Consider the following 19,596-nt stretch of genomic DNA (forward strand, 5'->3'; position numbering starts at 1 on the left):
TTTGTTCCTCAGCCAGCCGCGGCATAGACCCAGAGGCGGAAAATGATGAAATTCTGAATGGGCAGGATCACGGTGACCGCCGCAGCGGACAGCCAGTCCGCCCAGCCCAGCGCCGGGCCGATCGCACCGGTGATCAGCGCCGAAACGGCAAAGCCCGCCGCAATGGTGCAGGCAAACCGCGCCATCTGATCCGGCAGCGCCAGCGGGCGGCGGAAGGTCCAGGCGGTTTGCAGCACATACTGCACCGCAACCGCCGCGGCAAAGGCCAGCGCGTTGGCCGCGGCCTGCACCAGCCCTGCCGCCAGCAGCGCCGAATAGCCCAGCACATAGAGCCCCGCCACCGTGGCGCCCACGATGGAAAACCGCAGGATTTGCCCCGCATCGCGCATGATCAGGAGGCTTCCTTGCGCAAAGGATCCGGCCCAGCATTCACCGGGCTACCCGGGTCCTGCGTTGCATCGGTCTCCTCCGACAGGAAATACATCGGCCGCTGCTTGCTCTCCATATACAGCCGCCCGATGTACTCGCCCATGATCCCCAGCGTCAGCAGCTGAATGCCCGAGAAGAAGGAAATTGCCAGCAGCATTGAGGCCCAGCCCGGCGCGGTGCTGTAAAGCGCCAGCGACAGGAACACATAGACCGCCATCAGGAAGGTCACGTAAAGGCTCAGGAAGGCCAGCCGTGTCGCCATTTTCAGCGGCTTGGTGGAAAACCCGGTCAGCGCATCGGTGGCAAACCGCAGCATCGCCCGGAACGGGTACTTGGTGACCCCCGCCACCCGCGCATCCCGTACATATTCCAACCCGATTTGCTTGAAGCCGGCCCAGGCGAACATGCCGCGGATGAACCGCGCCCGCTCCGGCATCGCCAGCACCGCATCCAGCGAGCGGCGGCTGACCAGGCGGAAATCGCCGGTATCCTTGGGGATGTCCACATCCGACAGCGTGTTCAGGAAGCGGTAGAACAGATAGGCCGTGGCCTTCTTGAACAGGGTCTCCCCCTGCCGTTCCGCCCGGCGGCCGTAGACCACGTCATAGCCCCGGTCCATCATCAGCATCATATCAGGCAGAATTTCAGGCGGGTCCTGCAGATCAGCATCCAGCATGAAGATCCGGTCGCCGCGCGCAGCCTCCAGCCCGGCGGTCAGCGCCACCTGATGGCCGCGGTTCGCCGACAGACGGATGCCCCGCACCACAGGATGCTTGGCATGCGCCGCTTCGATCGCCGCCCAGGTCGCGTCGCTGGAGCCGTCATCCGCCAGAATGATCTCGGCCTCATGCGCCCATGGTTCAATTGCCTGCACCAGCCGCTCCACCAGCATGGGGACCGACTCTTCTTCATTGTAGCAGGGCACAACAACGGAAAGTTGCACTTTCTCGCCCTCAAGTCTGTTTGTTAACTGCTCGTTAACCACGATACTGGCCGATCGGACGCAGCAAGGGCAACGGCAGCCCGCTGAGAGCTGAATTTGCAATCAAATGGTTAAGGGCCTGTGTGCTTTGGGTAACGCACTATGTCAAAACCAAGGCAAATGCGGACGAATTGCCGAAAATCCGCCCGCATCCTGCCCGGGTTTACAGCACGCCGCGGGGAATCGTCTCTTTCCACTCCTTGGCCAGAACGACTTCCTTGTTCGCACCCTCATAGGCCGTCACCCGGCGCCACAGATAGAAGTTCTCCCGGTCGCAGGTCACCTTGTTCTCGGTGCCGATGGCCACCTGCCAGCCACCGCGCTCGAACTCGAAATTCCAGTCGCTGGCAAAGACGGCGGTGGCCGGGTCGTCGGGGTGTACCTCGTAATGCATGGTCACATGGCTGCCCACACAGATGCCGTGATAGGGATCCACAGCCTTGCCGTAGTCATCCATAGTATCAAGCACCAGCGCGCCATCGTCGCGGGTCCAAGTCTTGGATGTGCCGCCCGCCGCGCGCAGCTGCTCCGCCTGCAGCACCGGATAATCCCGCGGCGCGCCGGGCTGTTGCGGGTCGATCTCCTCAGCCACACGGCGTTCCGGCAGCACCAGCGAGCAGCCTTCCAGGTGCAGCGTCACTTCCGCCGCCTCCGGCGCGGGCCAGACAATCGGCCAGTAAGACGTCGACAGAGCCAGCCGCAGCACATGCCCCGACTTCAGATGGTGCGCGCACTCGTTGAGCTCAATCTCCGCCTCATAACGCTCCCCCGGCACCAGTGTCTCCGGCGCCTCAAACCCACTACGGCAGGTCAGGTTCAGCGGCCGGAAAGTGATCCGCTGCGACACGCCCTCGGGCGAGACATCGCACAGCCGCGCCACCAGCTGCGCCACCGGTTTGTCGACAGAAAACGCCACCTTCACCCGCGGCCGGCCCAGCACTTCCAACGGCTCCGCCAAGGGCGCGGTGTCGAAACAGGCCGACAGCTTGTCATCTTCCGCCTGATCGCCTGCCAGCTCATTGTCAAACCGCATACCCGGGCAGAAATAGCCACCCGCCTGCCCCACGGTCGCCGGGCTTCTGACCGCCAGAGTGCCGCCTGCAGCCGTCTCCACCAGCACGCCCGCCCCCAGGTGCATCACCCGCTCCTGCACGTTGGGCGACGGCCAAGCGGCCTCTGCCACCCAGCGGCCCTGCCGCGGTTTGTTCTGCATGGTCGGGTTGAAGTGCTCCTGCATATAGACGCGGTAGTCCGGCAGGTCTTCCGCCCCGGTCTCCTCGCCCTTCAGCCATTTGCCGAACCAGGCCAGCACCTCGCCATGAAAATCCGCCGGGTCCAGCTTGGCGATATGGGCATAGCGGTGTTCCCACGGGCCGATCATCGCCTTGGCCGGGACGGTCAGATTGGCCGCCAAAGCGGGCGGCGCGTTCACATAGGCATCCGCCCAGCCGGTGATCGCCAGCACCGGAGCCTGGATTGCAGACCAGTCCTCGCAGACGGAACCATGTTTCCACTGCCCGTCCCGGGTCTGATGCCGCAGCCAGTCGGCGGGCATAAAGGGCATCTCCTCAATTCGTTTGATCCAGTCTTCCCGCCAATCGGCCCGCAGTTCCGGGTCCGCGGGGCGCGACTGATAGGCGAACATCTGGCTGCCCCAGTTGGCGTTATCGCTCAGCAGGCAGCCGCCCATGTAGTGAATGTCATCCGCATAGCGGTCCACGGTCGAGGCCACGGACACCACCGCCTTCAATGCCTCAGGCCGCCGGTACGCCAATTGCAGCCCGTTGAAGCCGCCCCAGCTAATGCCGATCATGCCGATGCTGCCGGTGCACCAGGGCTGCGATGCGATCCATTCCAGCACCGCCTCGCCGTCGCTCAGCTCCTGCTCGGAGTATTCGTCGTCAAACACCCCCTCGCTGTCGCCAGTGCCCGCAATATCCACCCGCACGCAAGCATAACCCTCAGCCGCGAAAACCGGATGCGTGGTCTCATCCCGCGGCGCAGTGCCGTCGCGCTTGCGGTAGGGAAGATACTCCAGGATCGCCGGAAACGGCCCCCCGCCCTCGGGCATCCACATCCGCGCCGACAGCTTGCGCCCGTCCGGCAGGGTGATCCAGGTGTTTTCAATGATGGTGAATGCGCCGGGCATTTGCTATTCCTTGTCTTGTGGTCCGGGCCGCGCCCCTTGGCCCCACCTTCCCCAAACTTGCCCGCCAAGAAAAGGCAGCACTTGTCCGCAGGTGTAAGCGGATGTACGCAGTTTGCCAGCCAAACCGCGAAGAGGGCCGCGCCGATGCAAGAAGATTTCGCCCGCAACCTGCGCAGGCTCTGCGCCGAGACCGGCAGCATTGCCCAGGTCTGCCGCGGCATCGGCATCAACCGCCAGCAATTCAACCGCTACCTCAACGGCCACGGCCTGCCCTCAGCCCACAACCTGCGCCGCATTGCGCAGTTCTTCGGGCTGGAAGAGGAGCAGCTGTTTGCCCCGCACCACGACTTCCGCCAAGCGCAAAACGTGCAACGGGCCGGGATCGCTGCGCCGGCCCAGCACTTCGGCGCCCAATTTGCAGGCCAGGCCCGGCACATGCGCCGGTTTTTGGGCTTCTACCACGGCTACTACCGCACCCCGACCTGGCCCGGACAGGTCATGCGCACCCTGATCCGGCTGCGTGAAGAAGACGGCCATGTGGTCACCGACACCTTTGAGCGCGCCGCTGCCAGCGACGGCAGCATCCGCCAGCGCGGCCGCTACCGCGGCATGGCGGTGTTCCACAACAACCGGATCTGCATGTACGAAAGCCCGCGCCTGGCGCATGGGTTCCTGTCGGAAACGGTGCTGATGCCCGCCCATCCGCAGCAGACCTCCTATTTGCAAGGCCTGGTCCTGGGCATCTCCGCCCGCTCAGACCAGCCGCCTTATGCCGCCCGCACCGTCTGGGTCCGGATCAGCGAACGGGTGACTGCGCGCGAGGCCCTTACCGCCACCGGAGCCTGCCGCGAGGACAGCCCCCGCTTGGACCCCAAGGTCCGCCGCCTGCTGGGAGACGAGCTGCCGCTGAGCGTGGATGTAAACGTCTAAAGGACAGTTTCGCCCGGCGGCACGCCGGGCAGCGCCCGTCCCGCGCGGGGCGGACGCTGCCCTTAACTCACGGCATCAACCAGTTCACTTCGGCAGCTTCGGTGCCGACTTCTCCAGCGCCAGCGCCGCTTCCGAGAACTTCCAAGGCCCCCGCACCCCCGGCACGCCTTCCGGTTCAATCTGCATCCCCCGGTGCTTGATCTGCGGATCCTCAAAGGCCTGGCCAATGGTGTTGATCGGCCCCGCAGGCACCGTCGCCGCCTCCAGCGCCGCCAGCAGATCGCTTTGCGTCCAACCGGCCAGCACCTCCTCCAGGATCGCGGTCAGCGCCTTGCGGTTGGCAACCCGTAGCTGGTTGGTCTGGAAACGGTCATCCGCCTTAGGCTCTGCCAGCCCCAGCACATCGCACAGCCGCTGAAACTGCCCGTCATTGCCTACCGCCAGGATCACATGGCCGTCGCTGACGGCCATCACCTGATACGGCGCAATATTCGGGTGGTCATTGCCCAGCCGCACCGGGCTGTCTCCGGTCGCCAGATAGTTCATCGCCTGGTTCGCCAGGAGCGCAGTGGCGCAATCCATCAGCGACATGTCCAGATGCTGACCGCGCCCGGTGGTGTGGCGCTGCTCCACCGCGGCCAGAATGCCGATGGTGCCATAGAGCCCGGTGACAATATCGGTGATCGCCACGCCCACTTTCTGCGGCTGGCCATTCTGCTCGCCGGTGATCGACATCAGCCCCGACATGCCTTGCAGCAGAAAGTCATACCCCGCCCGCGCCGCATACGGCCCGTCCTGCCCGAAGCCGGTGACCGAGCAATAGATCAGCCGCGGGTTGATCGCAGCCAGGCTGTCGTAGTCCAACCCGTATTTCTTGAGACCGCCAACCTTGAAGTTCTCAATCAGGATGTCTGCATCCTTGATCAGCTCAATCACCGCCTGCTTGCCTTCCTCGGTACGGAAGTCAGCGGTCACGCAGTCCTTGCCCCGGTTGGCAGCATAGTAATAGGCGGCGGTCTTGTCGCCATCCCTCTCGATGAACGGCGGCCCCCACTTGCGGGTGTCGTCGCCATCGGGGCTTTCCACCTTGATCACCTCGGCGCCCAGGTCCGCCAGCGACTGGCCAATCCAGGGCCCCGCAAGAATACGGGCAAGTTCGACCACTTTCAGGCCTGCTAGCGGGGTCATGGGCACTCCTCCCTGATGGCGCCATTGTCTCTGCCGGACATGCTTAGCCGCTGCAACTGCACCCCGCAAGATTTGATCAAATCATCACCGCGGCTGCCTCCTTTGCAAACCCGGAGCAAACAGCAGAGGAGCGCGATTCGAATTCCAGCCGCCCCAATGTAATCCCGATGCCCGGCTGCACCAGAGGTTTTACCAGCCGGGAACGCTCTGCTTTGAACACTCCTCCTGTCTTACCGGGCAGTCCACAGCCTCTGGAAACATGGCAGTTCCGAAAGGCGAGCCGCCACTACGGGCGCCGGAATTCGACCCGAACTCCGGCTTGGGAAACGGCTTCCCCGCCAAAAGCGGGTCACCCTATCCAGGCGGCCACGCGCGCTGCATGCCTCCGGTGCCGAAAAGCCACTGGTATGTTCAATTTCCCATGGCCACTGGCGCAGCATCATGTTAGCGATAACTCAACTTTAACCGGCGGCGTGCCAGCACGGGGAATTGAATTGCTCCGGCTAAGGCTGCACAATGGCCCGGCCTCCGGGTTTCCTCCGCCCCAATGGAACAGCGATGTAAATCAATGGTTTCCCGCGTCATCCCAGTTGACCCCTTCGATCTCGTGCTGTTTGGCGCGACAGGCGACCTGGCCCGGCGCAAGATCCTGCCGGCGCTGTTTCACCGTTTCCAGATCGGCCAGTTCAGCAGCAATTGCCGCATCATCGGCGCCTCGCGCAGCGATCTGACAGCCGAGGCGTTCCGCGCCCAGACCGCCGATGCCATCCGCAGGTTCGGCCAGGATGTAGAAACCACGCCCGAGGAAATCACCGCCTTTACCGCTCTGCTGGACTATGTCGCAGTAGACGCCCGCGGCGAGGCCGGCTGGGACGTGATTCACGGGAAACTCCGCGAGGATTGCGTGCGGGCCTTCTACCTGTCTGTCGGGCCCCCGCTGTTCCCCGGCATCGCCCGCCGCCTCAGCGAGACCGGCATCGCCACTCCCGACAGCCGCATTGTGCTGGAGAAACCTTTCGGCCACGACCTCGCCTCGGCGCAGGAGCTGAACGCCGCCCTGCGCGAACATTTTGAAGAACAGCAGATCTACCGGATCGACCACTACCTGGGCAAAGAGACGGTGCAGAACCTGATGGCGCTGCGCTTTGCCAATTCGCTGTTCGAACCGCTGTGGAACTCCTCCCACATCGACCACGTGCAGATCACCGTCGCCGAAAGCATCGGCATCGAGGGGCGCGAGGAGTATTACGACAAATCCGGCGCCATGCGGGACATGGTGCAGAACCACCTGATGCAGCTTCTCTGCCTCACTGCGATGGAGCCGCCCGCGCAGTTCACCCCCAACGCGGTGCGCGACGAGAAGGTCAAGGTGATCGAGGCCCTGCGCCCTGTGCCGCAGGAAAACATCGCCCGCGGTCAGTACCGGGGCAAAAACGGCGATGGCTACCGCGACCATGCGGGCAATGCCGCCAGCCGCACCGAAAGCTATATCGCGCTGAAGGCGGAGGTCGCGAACTGGCGATGGGCCGGCACCCCCTTCTACTTGCGCACCGGCAAGCGCCTGCGTGAACGGGTCAGCGAAATTGCTGTCTACTTCCGCGACCCGCCGCACAACATCTTCGAAGGCTTCGGGCCGGTGCACGGCAATGTGCTGGTGATCCGCCTGCAGCCCGACGAAGGCATCACTCTCAAGACCACAATCAAGGACCCCGGCCCCGGCGGCATGCGCCTGACCGGCGCCAATCTGGATATGACCTTTGCCGACGAGCTGCCAGAATCGGGCCGCCCCCAGGACGCTTATGAGCGGCTGATCATGGATGTGATCCGCGGCAACCAGACCCTGTTCATGCGCGGCGACGAAGTCGAGGCCGCCTGGGCCTGGGCCGACCCGATCATCGCCGCCTGGCAGGACACCGGCGACGCGCCGCAGCCCTATGACAGCGGCAGCGCAGGCCCCGACGACTCGCTGCTGCTGATCCACCGCGACGGCCGCCGCTGGCGCAGCATCGGAGAATGAGATGAACTCGAAAGCTCATTTTGAACTTCCGCTTTCCGGCCATAACTGCGCAACCGGCGTTGCACTGCAGTCTCACTGGTACGCTTTGCCGCTTCGCCCGCACACTGGCCCGCCCGGCGGCACCGCCGGGCAGCGCCCGTCCGCCCCCATGGGCGGGCGCTACGCTTCCGCCCGCGGACGGGCACTGCCCTCAGAGATGAATTTCTGCTTGGCATCACACTGCAACGTGAAGCCCGCAGACTTCAGTCGGCCACGCCACGCCCACCCAGGGCCAGGCGCTGCCCTCGTGGCTCTGTCTCTTGCCCCCGCAGTTTGCTACAAAGGCATCCCATGAGCTTGAACTCCACCCTCGCCGCCGTCACCGGCCGCATCATCGCCCGCAGCGAGACCACCCGCTCGGCCTATCTGGAACGGATGCGCGCCTCCCGCGGCAAGGGGCCTGCGCGGGCGCATCTGTCCTGTTCGGGCCAGGCCCATGCCTATGCCGCCACCGGCGCCGATCAGCAGCAACTGGCCGAAGGCAGCAAAGGCCACCTCGGCATTGTCACCGCATACAACGACATGCTCTCGGCGCATCAGCCGTTTGAGACTTACCCCGCATTGATCCGCGACTCCGTCCGCGCCGCAGGCGGCACCGCGCAGGTGGCGGGCGGCGTGCCCGCCATGTGCGACGGCATCACTCAAAGCGAACCGGGCATGGAGCTTAGCCTATTTTCCCGCGACGCCATCGCCATGGCCGCAGGCATCGCCCTCAGCCACAATGTCTTTGACGCGGCGGTTTTTCTCGGCGTCTGCGACAAGATCGTGCCGGGCCTGGTGATCGGCGCCCAGGCGTTTGGCCACATCCCGGCGGTGTTCCTGCCCGCAGGCCCGATGACCAGCGGCCTCGCCAATGACGAAAAAGCCAAGATCCGCCAGCAGTTCGCCGCCGGGGAGATCTCCCGCGAGGAGCTGCTCAAGGCCGAAATGGCCGCCTACCACGGTCCCGGCACCTGCACCTTCTACGGCACCGCCAACACCAACCAGATGCTAATGGAATTCATGGGGCTGCACCTGCCCGGCTCCTCCTTTGTCACCCCCGGCACGCCGCTGCGCGAGGCGCTCACGGTGGAGGGCGCCAAACGCGCCCTGTCGCTCAGCGCGCTTGGCAACAGCTATACCCCCGTCTGCGATGTGCTGGACGAAAAGGCCTATGCCAACGGCATCGTCGGGCTGATGGCCACCGGCGGCTCCACCAATCTGCTGATCCACCTGATCGCCATGGCCCGCGCCGGCGGCATCATTCTCGACTGGCAGGACTTCGCGGACCTTTCCGACGCGGTGCCGCTGCTGGCCCGTGTCTACCCGAACGGCCTCGCCGACGTGAACCATTTCCACGCCGCCGGCGGCCTTGGCTATCTGATCGGCGAGCTGCTGAAATCCGGCCATCTGCACCCGGACACCAAGACCGTCGCGGGCGAAGGGCTGGAGCATTACGTGATGGAGCCGTTCCTGTCTGAGGACGGCCTCACCTTCCGCGAGGGCCCGGGCCAAAGCCTGAACGACGCAGTACTGCGCCCGGCGGAGGCACCGTTCCAGGAAACCGGCGGGCTGAAACGGCTGACCGGCAATCTCGGCACCGCCGTCATCAAGGTCTCAGCGGTCGCCAAAGAACACCAAGTAATCCAGGCCCCGGCCCGCGTTTTCCACGACCAGGCGGACGCCAAGGCTGCCTTCAAGTCAGGCGAGCTGACCGGCGACGTGATCGTGGTGGTGCGTTTCCAGGGACCCAAGGCCAACGGCATGCCCGAGCTGCACAGCCTGACCCCGTTCCTCGGCATCATGCAGGGCCGCGGCCAGAAGGTGGCGCTGGTCACCGACGGGCGCATGTCCGGCGCCTCCGGCAAGATCCCAGCCGCAATCCACGTGGTGCCCGAAGCCCTGGACGGCGGCCCGATTGCCAAAATCCAGGATGGCGACATGCTGCGGCTGGATGCGGTCAAGGGCCGTCTCGAGGTCCTCACCGAGGGCGCACTGGAGCGCGAGGCCGCCACGGCGGATCTGTCCGCCTATCAGCACGGCACCGGCCGCGAACTGTTTTCCCTTTTCCGCCGCTCGGTCGCTTCGGCTGACGAAGGCGCCAGCGTGTTCGGAGACTGAGACATGCCAATCACCCCCGCTGAGGCCAGCCGCCGCGCCCGCGAGATCTGCAGCCTGGCGCCGATTGTTCCGGTGCTGGTGGTCGAAGACGCCGCTTTGGCCCGCCCGCTTGCCCAAGCGCTGGTGGCCGGCGGCCTGCCTGCACTCGAAGTCACCCTGCGCACCCCAGCAGCCCTGGACGCGATCCGCGAAATGGCCCAGGTGCCTGGCGGCGTGGTGGGTGCTGGAACGCTGATCACTCCTGAAGATGTCACCGCCGCCGTCGAGGCCGGCGCGCAATTCGGTGTCTCCCCCGGAGCCACGGACGAACTGCTGGACGCCTGCGAAGCGGCCGACCTGCCGCTGCTGCCCGGTGCCGCCACCGCGTCTGAGGCCATGCGGCTGCTGGCGCGCGACTATGATATGCTGAAGTTCTTTCCGGCCGAGGCCTCAGGCGGTGCCCCCGCCTTGAAAGCCATCGGCGCCCCGCTGCCGCAAATATCCTTCTGCCCCACCGGTGGAGTCAGCCCGGCCAATGCCGAAAGCTACCTCAGCCTGTCGAACGTCGTCTGCGCCGGCGGCAGCTGGGTGGCCCCTAAGGATCTGGTCAAGGCCGGCGACTGGGCCGGGATCGAAACCCTGGCCCGCAACGCGAGCCAACTCGGCCAACGTTAAACCACCGCAAAGTCACCTGGGCAGCTCGCTCCGCCACGGCGGGTTCGCTCCGGCGCGCGACACCGTGACCGCAGCGGCCCGTACCGCGAAGTGGAGACAGGCCGCCAGATCGGCTTCTGACACCGTTCCAGCCGCGGCCTCCCGCAGCACGCCCAGTTCCTGCGCCTTGGCCAGAAAGCCCGCGTTGAACGTGTCGCCGGCGCCCACCGTATCGGCGACCTCAACCGGCCGAGCCGCCACGCTGACACAGCGGCCGTCCCGCAGATGCGCCTCAGCGCCTCGCGCGGCCTTTGTCAGCAGGATCAATTTCGCACCGCCCTCCCGCAGCGCCCGCAGTTTTTCCGCGGTGTCCCCGCGGGGACAGAGCCAGGAAAGATCCTCCTCCGAGACTTTCACGATGTCCGCCAGGCCCAGCATTTCCTGCAGCCGCCGCCGGTAGCCCGTTTCATCTGCAGCAAAACCCGGGCGGATGTTCGGATCCAGCATCATAACCCGGCGCCCGGCCTCGCGCCGGGCCAACTCGGCATAGGCCTCGGCTGCCGGCGGGTTGCACAGGCTGATGCCGCCCAGCAGCAGCAGTTGCGCACGTGCAGGCAGCTCCGGCAAAACCTCAGGCGACAAGGCGCTGCTGGCGGTCCCAGTGTCATAAAAACAATAGGCCGCGTCGCCGCCGGTCAGATGCACAAAGGCCAGCGGTGTCGGCAGCGGGCTGATCAGTGCGCAAGAGACATCTGCACCGGCCTCGGTCAACGCCGTCGCAAGCCGCTGGCCGAACGCATCTGACGATAACCCGGAAAACAGCCCGGCATCCGCACCAAGCCGGCCCAAGGCCACCGCCGTGTTATGCGCCGCGCCGCCGCAGTGCGGCACAAAAGCGCTATGCCCGCCGGCGGTCCAGCCAGGGATCATGTCGATCAGCGCCTCGCCGCAGCATAGGATCATGGCGTCACGCTGCCAAAGCCGAGTTCATTCTGATAGGCAAACAGCGCGGGCAGCCCGCCGGTATGCAGCAACAGCACCTTTTGCCCTTTGCGGATGGTACCCTCTGCCAGCAGCCCCAAGAGGCCGGCAAAAGTCTTGGCCGAATAAACCGGATCCAGCAGGATACCCTCTGCTGCTGCCATGCGCTGGAGGGCTTCGCGGGTGGCAGGACCTGCCCGCCCATAGCCCGGAGCCAGCGCGCCGTCCCAGGTCAGGATGTCTGCACCTGCAAAGGGACGCGGGATGTTCATCAGCTTGGCCAGCTCCGCCGTCACCTGCTCCAGCCGCGCTTTCTGCTGATCCGCAACGCGGCGCACGCAGATGCCGTAGACCGGCGCGGTGATCCCTGCAAGCCGCACCCCGGTCAGGAAGCCGCCATGGGTGGCACCGCTGCCCGAGGGCACCACGGCGGCATCAAAGCCGCCGATTTGCGATGCCAGTTCCGCCCCGCCCTGCACATAGCCCAGCGCGCCCAGCGGCGGGTGGCCAAGCCCCAGCGGGATGATGTAAGGCCTGCGCCCAGCCGCGCGCAGCTCTTCGGCGCGGGCCTCAAGGGCGGCATCGGCGCCAGCCTCGTCCTCTCCCTCCGGGTAGCTCATGGCCTCGGCGCCCAGGATATCCGACAGGAAGACATTGCCGTTGCTGTAATAAAGCGGGTCCATGCCTGGCACCCGCTCCTCGCGCTGCAACACCGCCTGCATGCCGTATTTTGCAGCCGCCACGGCCGCGGTGCGGGCAAAGTTCGACTGCACCGCGCCGGTGATCAGGATGGCATCCGCCTCAGCCGCCCGCGCGGCGCCGACGTAGAACTCCAGCTGCCTTGTCTTGTTGCCGCCAAAGCTGAGGCCGGTGAGGTCATCGCGCTTGATCCAGAGATCGACATCCAGCTCTTCCGACAAGCGATCCAAGCGTTCCAGCGGCGTTGGCTGAGACAGCAATGGGGCACGGGGGAAACTGGACAGGAGGGTGTCGATACGGGGCATGGCGGTTCCTTCGGGATCAGGCAGAACGGACGGCTTGCAGATAGGCGGAGCGCAAACGCAGCGTGAAATCACCGGGCACTCCGGCACCGATGGGCTGGCCGTCTATTTCTATCACCGGCTCGACATAGCTGGAGGCGCCGGTGAGGAAAGCCTCATCCGCAGCCTGCGCCTCCTCCAGGGTAAAGCGCCGGATTTCAATGGCATAGCCCAGCTCTTCCACCACCCGCAGCATGGTCTGGCGGGTAATGCCGTGCAGGATCTCATTGGTTACGGGCCGTGCCAGCAGGGTCTTGCCGCGGATGATGAAGAAACTGGTGGCACCGCCTTCGGTCACATAGCCCTCGTCATCCACCATCAGCGCCTCATAGGCGCCAGCCTGGGACGCGGCGGTCTTGGCGATCACCTGGCCCAAGAGGTTCGACGTCTTGATATCCCGCCGCTTCCAGCGCAGGTCGGGGTGGGACTTCATGGAGACGCCGGAGACCGGCGCATCCGCTTTGCCCGAAACAGTCTCCTGGCTGAAGGCAAAGGCATTGGGTTTCAGAGCATCACTGTAGACATAGTCCCGGTCGGCCTCGCCGCGGGTGATGTGGAGATAGATGAAGCCCTCAGTCAGATTGTTTTCTGAAATCAGATGATTGCAGATCTCCAGGATCTCCTCCGGCCCCAGCGGAACCGGAAAATTCAGCTTGGCCATCGAGGCCTGCAGGCGGCCCATGTGCATGGCAAAATCAATCACCTTGCCATCGAGCACGCCAAGCCCCTCATAAACCGCATCGGCAAACAGCAGACCGCGGTCGAAGATCGACAGCTTCGCCTCCCCGCCGGGCATGTAGCTGCCGTTCAGATAGACGGTCTGCGTCAGGTGAGTTGCCATATTCTGCCTCCTAGAACAGTGCCTGCGGCGGTGAGTTTCTGCGTGCCTTCAAATGTTTCCTTGTCACCGTCCTCAAAGGTGAACTTGCCCTCCTGCAGCCGCAGGATCGAGGCGTCGCCCACCGTGCCCGGCGCCAGCGTGCCCAGCTCCGGGCGCTGCACGGCGGCGGCGGCGTTCTGGGTGGCGGCGCGGATCACTTCCGGCAAAGGCATCCCAAGGCTGAGGAACTTGGACAGGGTGGTGAGCAGATCGAATGCCGGGCCTTCGATGCAAAGCGTATGCACATCCGAGGAGATCGTGTCGGGCCAGAAGCCGTTGGCCAGCATCTGCCGCGCCACCTCAACCGAGAAGGAGGACATGCCGTGGCCGATGTCAAAGATCACTCCGCAGCGCCGGGCCTCCAGCACGGCCGGGCGCACATCCCCTGTGCCGGTGAGCGGCGTGTTCGGGAAGGGGCGGAAGCAATGGGTGAGCACGTCGCCGGGGCGCAGGCGGCTGACAACTTCGTCATAGGACGGCGGCGGGTCGTCGATATGCACCATCAGCGGTAGGCCGGCCTGTTCCGCCACCTGCATGGCGAATTCAAGCGGTGCCAGCCCATGGATGCCGGAGGTCCAGGCGCCGAGGCGGACCTTAATGCCGATGATGGTCTCAGGGTTCGCTTTTGCGACCTCCAGCGCGGTGAGCGGGTCCATCAGCCGCATCTCCTCGCTTTCACCCACCATGACGCGGTTGGAAAAGGCAAAGATGCCCGCGTGGGAGATATGCAAGTAGACCAGAATGCGGGCCTCGGCCTGATTGATCACGTGATGCTGGAAGCCTGCGAAATTGCCGGGGCCGGTGGAGCCGGTGTCGACCAGCGTCGTGACCGCGCTGGACCTGGCGTAGTCATCGGCTGCGATGCCGATCGAGGTGCCGCCCCAATAGACATGGGTGTGCAGGTCAATGAGCCCGGGGGTGATCAGGCAGCCGGAGACATCCTCGGTCCGCTCCGCGGTGCCGCTGATGCTTGCGGCCACTTCGGCCACCTTGCCATCGGCAAAGGCGACCTCGCTCTTGCCATCGACGCCCTGCCCCGGGTCGATCACATGCCCGCCACGCAGGATCAGATCGTAATCTGCCATGTCTATTGCCTCCCAGCCCGCGCCCTCCCAAGCGCAGACCGACTTTGGCGCAGCCTGCTGACGGGTCAACAGAAATCTGACTGAACAGCAGTTACCCCCCAGCCTCGGCGACCAAGTTTTGAGAATGCAACAGCAGGTTCGCGCCCGGCCCCAAGGGTGGGCGCCTCGCCTCACGGCGAACCGGCGAAGTATGCCTCCCCCTCGCAACTTGCGGCACGTTAGCAGCATATCGCGCCCGCCCTGGGTGGCGGGGCCGGGAGCGAACCGGATCGCTTGGCGATCCGGAGGCAGTTTGCAGCCGCGTTAGGTGTCAGTCACGCCCTGAACCGGTCCAGCACATTGCGGGTGACGCGCTCCACCTGCCAGTCACGGCGGGTGAGGCCCATGACCCATTCGCAGGTGGCGGCGTTGAAGACCTCTCCCTGACCGCGTTGCCAATGCACGATCACCCCGTTGCCGCGGGCGGAACGGTCGATGGTCTCCGGTGTGACCTCGCCATGCATTGCTTCGGCTTTGAACACCACGTCGCCGTCGCCAATATAGATGGTCTCGCCCCAGACGCCGTGATCGGGCTCTATGTTGGTGGCCAGGCCCAGCGCCAGGATCTGCATCTGCGGGTCGGCACCGTCGCTGCCGGTGGCATAGGGCAGGCCGTCCTCCATCCGGTAATCGACGCCATCGACCTCATAGCCGAAGATCCGTGACATGGCGCCAAGCTGGTCGCCATAGCCCAGCTGCGCGCCCTCAAAAGCCCAATGCTGCGGCCGGTAGACGGTGTAGCCGCCGCTGCCCTGGCCAGCGCAGCGGCCAAAGCCGGTGTACATGCCCTGCAGCCCGTTGGCGCCGAATGTTTTCGTTCCCGGCCAGTTGACCGGCGCCACTTCCCAGGCAGCGGTGGTCAGATGCTCTTGATCCGTGCCCAGCAGCGGATCCTGCGCAGCGTTGTACTTGTAGCAGACCTGCGCGCGCCCCTCGTCCTCGATCCGTGTCTGCCACAGAAAGTTGCCGGCAAAGCGCGCCACCCTTCCGCCGTTTTCGGTGAACCGGTCAACGGCGTGGCGCATGTTGGCGCTCCAGTATTCGTCATGGCCCACGAAGATCGCGCACTTGTGGCGGCTGAGCAGGTCCGGGTCCGCCTCGAGGTCGTGCTGGGTGGCAAAATCGAGCTCATAGCCCTGCATCTCGGCCCAGCGGGCGAAGTGGCGCTCGTAGCTGGCCCAGCCGGAGGAGGCGTATTTCTTGGAGTAGCCATAGGCATAGGCCCATTCCATGTAAGGATAGCGCACCATGCCGCCGGGCACATGCGGGGTTTCCGGCACTGCGCGGGGGGCGCCTTCGGGCAGTTTGCAGAAGCCGCGGGTCCAGGGCCGCTGGGTCGAGACCACGGGGGCGAATTCGTTGCCTTCGGGGCCGGTGATGCCCTGATAGTGGTTCGAGCCGCCCCAGCAGTTATAGGCCAGCCAGGTGCCGGTGGCGCAGACCAGGAGGTAGGGCGCCGCCGGAAGGTCCGGGGCACGGCGGACCAGGATCAGATGGTGTTCTTCGACGCGATCACCGCCGCGTTCGGCGGTCAGGGTGAGCAGATAGCCGCCCTCCTGCCAGTCATCGGGGATGGTGAATTCGTAGGACACTGCCCAGTCACAGCCTTTGACCGAACAGTCTGCGGGGGTGGGCTGGTACGTGCCTCGCAGGCCGGTTTCGCGCAGCACCTGATGGTAGTCCGCACCGTCCCGGCCAATCTCCAGATCCCAGGCGGCGGCAGTCGTGGAGACGTGCAGCGCCACGGTGTCGCCCGGCGCATAGGTGAAGCGCGGGGTGTAGCCCCAGATCTCCAGCACGGCCTCATCGCGGGCTGGACCGATGTAGTAATTGTCCAGAATATGCCGCGCCTTGGCACGGGTGCGCGGGGTATTGGCCGGGGCGGCGCTTTCGGATCGGGGCGTGGTCATCGGGGCCTCAGGTCTTGGTTGCTGGGCGCCACGTTGGGAGAGTTTCGGAACGCACGCAAGCCTGTCTGCGACAGTTGTTTTTTGCCGCGCCCGCTCCCATTTCCAGTGCAGCAACAGTACAGCGCAAAGGACCCGCAATGGCAGAGACCTCAAACAGCCCCGCTCTGAGGGTCGATATCATCTCGGACGTGGTCTGCCCTTGGTGCGCGGTGGGCTACAATCAGCTGGCGTTTGCCGCCCGCCGGGCCGGCGTGGCGCTGGACATCCATTGGCAGCCGTTTGAGCTGAACCCGGATATGGCGTCCGAAGGCGAGGACCTGCGGGAGCATCTGGCGGCGAAATACGGCAGCACGGCAGAACAGTCGGCGCAGGTGCGGGCGCAGCTGACGGAACTGGGCGAAGCGCTGGGGTTCACCTTCCGCTTCAATGACGGGATGCGGATCTACAACACGTTCCAGGCGCATCAGCTGATCGAATGGGCGGAAGAGCGCGGCAAGGGCCATGCGATGAAACAGGCGCTGCTGGCTGCCTATTTCACTGAAGGCAAGGATGTCTCGGACCTGGCGGTGCTGGTGGAAGCAGCCGAAAGCCTCGGCCTGGACGGTGCAGAGGCACACGCGGCCTTGGAGAGCGGCAAACATGCCGACAGCGTGCGCCAGCGCGAGGCATTCTGGGTGCAGCAAGGTATCCGCGGGGTGCCTGCGATGGTGTTCAACGGCCGCCATTTGGTGACCGGGGCGCAAGGCGTGGAAAACTATGCCAGCATCCTGGAGCAGCTGGGCTCTGCTGCAAAGGCGTTTTGACCACACAGAAAAGCTGAACCAGCGCTTTGGGTCCGGTTAAAGCACTAAGCGTTCGCCCGGGCGGGTGCGGAACGCGCCCGCCGTGGGGCGGGCGGACGCGTGCCTGCCGCTGGCGCGACAGGCGTAACAAAGAATGCCCGTTCAGTTTTCCCGGCTTTTGGCCAAATAACCTGGTCGGAGAACCGTGACTTACCCTTGCGGCAGGCACTGGGTGATGGCTGTTTCCAGCTTGTCCACCACCTCGGTGATTTGATCGTCGGTGATGATGAAGGGCGGGGCCAGCAGGATGTGGTCGCCGTTCTGGCCATCGCGGGTGCCGGACATCGGGTAGCAGATCAGACCAGCCTGGAACGCTGCCTTCTTGATGTTTTTGGCCAGCGCCAGCGCCGGATCAAAGGGCTCTTTGGTTTCACGGTCGGCAACCAGCTCCACGCCGCGGAACAGCCCGCGGCCGCGGATGTCGCCGACGTTGGGGTGCTGGCCGAAACGTTCCCCTAGAGCCGCCTGCAGCTTTTCGCCCATTTCCGCGCAGCGCTGCACCAGCCCGCGCTCCAGCATCGCTTTAACCACCGCCAGGCCCGCCGCGGTGGCCACCGGGTGGCCGATGTAGGTGTGGCCGTGCTGGAAGAAGCCGGAGCCGTGCTCGATGGCCTCGTAGATCTGCTTGGTGCAGAGCATCGCGCCGATTGGCTGGTAGCCGGCGCCCAGCCCTTTGGCGATGCAGAGGATGTCGGGCGCCACGCCGTCGGCCTCGCAGGCAAACAAATGGCCGGTGCGGCCCATGCCGCACATAACCTCATCAAGGATCAGAAGCACGCCATACTGGTCGCAGATCTCGCGGATGCGCTTGAAGTAACCCTCAACCGCCGGCACCGCGCCGGAGGTGGCGCCAACCACCGGCTCCGCCATGAAGGCCATCACGGTGTCGGGGCCGAGGCGGAGGATTTCCTCCTCCAGCTCATTGGCCACCCGCTGGCCGTAATCATAGCTGCTCTCACCCTCAGCCCGGCCCACGTATTCGTAGCAGGGCGAGATGTGGGAGATCTCGATGAGGAGCGGGGCGAACTGGGTGCGGCGCCATTCGTTGCCGCCAGCGGCCAGCGCGCCAAGGGTGTTGCCGTGGTAGCTTTGCTTGCGGGCGATGATGTGGCGGCGCTGCGGCTCGCCTCGCTCCAGGTGGTACTGGCGGGCCAGTTTGATGGCCGCCTCAGTCGCCTCGGAGCCGCCGGAGACAAAATAGACCCGGTCGATATCGCCCGGTGCATTGGCCACCAGCAGGTCTGCCAGCTCCTCGGCCGGTTCCGAGGTGAGGAAACCGGTGTGGGCAAAGGCCAGTTTGCCAACCTGGTCCTGCACCGCCTTGATGACTTCGGCATCCGAGTGGCCCAGGCAGGATACCGCGGCACCGCCAGAGCCGTCAAAATAGCGCTTGCCGTTTGCGTCGATCAGATAGCAGCCGTCGCCGGAAACGGCGGTGGGCAGCTCGGCTTTGGTGTGGCGGGGGAAAACATGGCTCATGATCAATGCTCCTTTAGGGTATGGCCCTGGGCCTTTGCGGCCTGAACGAAGGCGGCAACCGAGGCTGCATTGTCTGCCAGCAGCCCGCCCTCAGGTGTTTCGATGTTATTCTCAAATCCGATTCGCACATCCCCGCCCGCGGCAACGGCGGCCAGCAGGCAAGCGTGCTCGTGGCGGCCGAAGGCGCAGACGGTCCAGTTCAGGCGCATTTCTGCCGTTGCGTCACGGAAAGCAGCCAGGCCGTCGGGCTGCGCCAGCACCGGCGGAGTGTATTTGCCCAAAACAAAGATCGCATCGCGCATGGCGCCCGGCACGGTGCCGTCCTGATACCAGGCGCTGAGCTGGGCGATGCAGTCGGAACCGTAAAGGATGTGCTGCACCTGAGTGCCCGCTTCAGCGCTCAGCGCATAGGCGCGTGCGGCGAGTTGCGGGTCCCGGGCCATTTCCCGCACTGAGACAGAAGCCGCCGCCGGGCGCAGTGCCTCCAAACAGGCAAGCTGGGCGGCCACATCGTAGATGCCCGCGCTTTCGGTGGTGATCTGCACAGCCATGCCCGGCGCGCTTTCCCGCACCGCATCAAGGGCTTCGCGGTAGCGGCCGGCTTCCAGCGAGTGGCGCCCCGCATCATCGCGCACATGCAGGTGCAGCGCCTGGGCGCCCGCCGCGAAACAGGCCGCCGCGGTCTGCGCCGTCTGCTCCGGCGTCACCGGCAGCTGCGCATGATCCCCGCGGGTGCGCCGGGCACCGTTTGGCGCCACCATCAGATTGTATTCCGCCACCGGTCTCCTCCTTTGCGGCCTGCCCTGCGGCGACTCGCGTCCAGGGTTTGGTGCAGCCTGACCCGGCGGCACATCCGCTCTCAAGGGGACGATT

16 protein-coding genes are annotated in these 19,596 nt (G+C 65.1%); 5 read left to right on the plus strand and 11 right to left on the minus strand.

Features of this window, described 5'->3' with window-relative positions; translation table 11 throughout:
* Positions 1-8: 8 nt before the first annotated feature.
* The 3 genes from RA19_RS01650 to RA19_RS01660 form a co-directional block, all read right to left on the minus strand.
* Entirely contained in the window at positions 9-389 is a 381-nt protein-coding gene (locus RA19_RS01650; RefSeq protein ID WP_039158952.1) for a GtrA family protein, read from the minus strand.
* Positions 390-391: 2 nt separating this feature from the next.
* Positions 392-1,372, minus strand: coding sequence for a glycosyltransferase family 2 protein (locus tag RA19_RS01655; RefSeq protein WP_039158954.1), 981 nt, complete (start codon positions 1,370-1,372; stop codon positions 392-394).
* 202 nt (positions 1,373-1,574) lie between these two features.
* A complete protein-coding gene (locus RA19_RS01660; protein ID WP_039158956.1) occupies positions 1,575-3,560 on the minus strand; it encodes a CocE/NonD family hydrolase in 1,986 nt (661 codons plus the stop codon).
* Between the two features lie 144 nt (positions 3,561-3,704).
* On the opposite strand from RA19_RS01660, the gene RA19_RS01665 reads away from it, so the two are divergent.
* The gene (locus RA19_RS01665; RefSeq protein WP_039158958.1) at positions 3,705-4,490 is read left to right on the plus strand and encodes a helix-turn-helix transcriptional regulator; all 786 of its coding nucleotides are present in this window, start codon (positions 3,705-3,707) and stop codon (positions 4,488-4,490) included.
* 84 nt (positions 4,491-4,574) lie between these two features.
* Here the strand turns inward: RA19_RS01665 and RA19_RS01670 are convergent, their stop codons facing one another.
* A complete protein-coding gene (locus RA19_RS01670) occupies positions 4,575-5,678 on the minus strand; it encodes a CaiB/BaiF CoA transferase family protein (protein ID WP_039158960.1) in 1,104 nt (367 codons plus the stop codon).
* A 568-nt stretch (positions 5,679-6,246) separates the two neighbouring features.
* Here RA19_RS01670 and zwf point away from each other — a divergent pair.
* The 3 genes from zwf (at position 6,247) to eda (ending at position 10,488) form a co-directional block, all read left to right on the plus strand.
* Positions 6,247-7,695 (plus strand): glucose-6-phosphate dehydrogenase, encoded by a 1,449-nt coding sequence (gene zwf / locus RA19_RS01675; RefSeq protein WP_039158963.1) that lies wholly within the window; start codon positions 6,247-6,249, stop codon positions 7,693-7,695.
* Between the two features lie 330 nt (positions 7,696-8,025).
* The gene (edd, locus tag RA19_RS01680; protein ID WP_039158964.1) at positions 8,026-9,834 is read left to right on the plus strand and encodes a phosphogluconate dehydratase; all 1,809 of its coding nucleotides are present in this window, start codon (positions 8,026-8,028) and stop codon (positions 9,832-9,834) included.
* Positions 9,835-9,837: 3 nt separating this feature from the next.
* The gene (gene eda, locus RA19_RS01685; protein WP_039158966.1) at positions 9,838-10,488 is read left to right on the plus strand and encodes a bifunctional 4-hydroxy-2-oxoglutarate aldolase/2-dehydro-3-deoxy-phosphogluconate aldolase; all 651 of its coding nucleotides are present in this window, start codon (positions 9,838-9,840) and stop codon (positions 10,486-10,488) included.
* Positions 10,489-10,500: 12 nt separating this feature from the next.
* On the opposite strand, the gene RA19_RS01690 is transcribed toward eda, so the two are convergent.
* From RA19_RS01690 to RA19_RS01710, 5 genes are all read right to left on the minus strand, one after another.
* A complete protein-coding gene (locus RA19_RS01690) occupies positions 10,501-11,430 on the minus strand; it encodes a carbohydrate kinase family protein (RefSeq protein ID WP_039158969.1) in 930 nt (309 codons plus the stop codon).
* Positions 11,427-12,452, minus strand: coding sequence for a D-cysteine desulfhydrase family protein (locus tag RA19_RS01695; protein WP_039158971.1), 1,026 nt, complete (start codon positions 12,450-12,452; stop codon positions 11,427-11,429). Before RA19_RS01695 ends, RA19_RS01690 begins: the two co-directional genes overlap by 4 nt.
* Before the next feature lie 16 nt (positions 12,453-12,468).
* Positions 12,469-13,329, minus strand: coding sequence for a D-amino acid aminotransferase (locus RA19_RS01700; protein ID WP_052261602.1), 861 nt, complete (start codon positions 13,327-13,329; stop codon positions 12,469-12,471).
* On the minus strand, positions 13,314-14,453 hold the full coding sequence (locus RA19_RS01705; protein WP_039158973.1) for an amidohydrolase/deacetylase family metallohydrolase: 1,140 nt from the start codon (positions 14,451-14,453) through the stop codon (positions 13,314-13,316). The genes RA19_RS01700 and RA19_RS01705 overlap by 16 nt, the downstream gene beginning before the upstream one ends.
* A gap of 314 nt (positions 14,454-14,767) precedes the next feature.
* A complete protein-coding gene (locus RA19_RS01710; protein ID WP_039158974.1) occupies positions 14,768-16,402 on the minus strand; it encodes a N,N-dimethylformamidase beta subunit family domain-containing protein in 1,635 nt (544 codons plus the stop codon).
* A 137-nt stretch (positions 16,403-16,539) separates the two neighbouring features.
* Between RA19_RS01710 and RA19_RS01715 the strand changes: the two genes are divergently transcribed.
* Positions 16,540-17,205, plus strand: a complete 666-nt coding sequence (locus RA19_RS01715; protein WP_039158976.1) for a DsbA family oxidoreductase — start codon at positions 16,540-16,542, stop codon at positions 17,203-17,205.
* 189 nt (positions 17,206-17,394) lie between these two features.
* Here the strand turns inward: RA19_RS01715 and RA19_RS01720 are convergent, their stop codons facing one another.
* Together RA19_RS01720 and RA19_RS01725 are read right to left on the minus strand one after the other, a co-directional pair.
* Entirely contained in the window at positions 17,395-18,723 is a 1,329-nt protein-coding gene (locus RA19_RS01720) for an aspartate aminotransferase family protein (protein WP_039158977.1), read from the minus strand.
* Positions 18,724-18,725: 2 nt separating this feature from the next.
* Complete coding sequence (locus RA19_RS01725; RefSeq protein ID WP_241479004.1) at positions 18,726-19,502, minus strand: 3-keto-5-aminohexanoate cleavage protein; 777 nt, start codon at positions 19,500-19,502, stop codon at positions 18,726-18,728.
* Positions 19,503-19,596 lie beyond the last annotated feature (94 nt).

The organism is Leisingera sp. ANG-M1 (assembly GCF_000813745.1).
Lineage (GTDB): Bacteria > Pseudomonadota > Alphaproteobacteria > Rhodobacterales > Rhodobacteraceae > Leisingera.